This window comes from Priestia sp. P5_B4 (assembly GCF_056400385.1).
Map to the genome: position 1 here is coordinate 1 of NZ_JBFULJ010001029.1, position 1242 is coordinate 1242.

At 36.3% G+C, this 1242-nt stretch carries 3 protein-coding genes; 1 reads left to right on the forward strand and 2 read right to left on the reverse strand.

All coding sequences use genetic code 11. The features are described from left to right. Positions 1–211: toxic anion resistance protein (locus AC1DRF_RS28495; RefSeq protein WP_477742373.1), on the forward strand; the 211-nt coding region annotated here is incomplete at its 5' end. Positions 212–256: 45 nt separating this feature from the next. Here the strand turns inward: AC1DRF_RS28495 and AC1DRF_RS28500 are convergent. Continuing rightward, positions 257–832, reverse strand: a complete 576-nt coding sequence (locus AC1DRF_RS28500) for a hypothetical protein (RefSeq protein ID WP_427076247.1) — start codon at positions 830–832, stop codon at positions 257–259. Positions 833–853: 21 nt separating this feature from the next. Continuing rightward, positions 854–1242, reverse strand: a 389-nt coding sequence (locus AC1DRF_RS28505; protein ID WP_477742374.1) for a hypothetical protein, incomplete at its 5' end; no start/stop codon positions are given.

A 1242-nucleotide genomic window follows, 5' to 3' on the forward strand; every position in this document is an offset into this window, starting at 1 on the left:
GCTCAAGCAGAACACGATTGAAGTAGCTCGTGAAAACGAGGCGGGGATTGTCGATATCGAAACATTGAAAAAAACGCAGTCCGATTTGATTACCACGTTAGAAGAAGTGCTAAAGATACAAGAAGAAGGACGTACGAAGCGTACCGAGGCAGAATCAGAGCTGTATCAAATGGAAAAAGATTTAAAAACTAAACTATTAGATATGAAATAAAAAAAAGTCGGTTTACACACTTTGTAAACCGACTTTTTCTCTGTTTTATGCATTTTGAAGCGTTCTCGCCATTTCTAAAAACGGAGTTAAATCTCTTTCAGATTTAGGAGCAAAGATCGTTAATCGGAAAGTAGGGTGTTGATTTTGCTTTCGAACGAGAAAACCGTATGCGTTACTTTTATTATCTGATGCTTTGTACGCAGCTGCTATCTCTAAGTTATGGTGAATGAGGTGCGTATCAAGGGAAGCCACTTCTGAAAAGCCAGCTCTTAAAATTTTTTTTGTTTCTTTATTGAGCTCATCTACACTTTTATTTGGTGGAAACACTTCAATCCGCATCCACAAAGCATCATTTTTTTTGTTGTAAATGACATCTTTTCGTGGCTCTTCTTCTGTAAACTTGTATCCTTCTAGTACGTAAAGCGTATAGTTTTGATTGGTGCTTCTTTTAAGATAACCTACCTCTGTTCTGCTGCTTCCTTTGTAAGGGTAGGTGAACTTTTGCTGTGGCAAGCGTTCTTTTGGAATTTCTTCTTGTGTGTTAATAAGCTCTTCACGAAAAGCAGTTGAGCAGCCACTCATCAAACATATAAAGCAAACAAGAAATATCTTTTTTTTCATAGCTGGCTTCCTTATCTATTTTCATTCATGCGTTTTTACTGAGTTAACAATTGAAATTAACTTTTTTTCATCATCAGAATTTTTAGCTGTAATCATCGTGATTTTTAAAGCAGGGTGCCCCTTTGTTTCTCTTAGTACATATAGCTTTGCCGTTTCTTTTTTACTCCCGGATGTAGATGCAAACACAACAGGCTGAATAAATAGGGATGTAGAAGAAATTTTTAACGATTTTCCAAACTGGTCATCAAATAATTCTTTTGAGCGATCTAGATATGATTTGCTTGCACTTTCTTTCCTGGAAAGGACTTCAATTCGCATCCACGTATAGGGAGTCTTGGTTGAAAAAAGAATATCTTTTCCATCCTCTTCTTTTTGAAGCGTATATTCATTGGGCAATGAAAGAGAATATC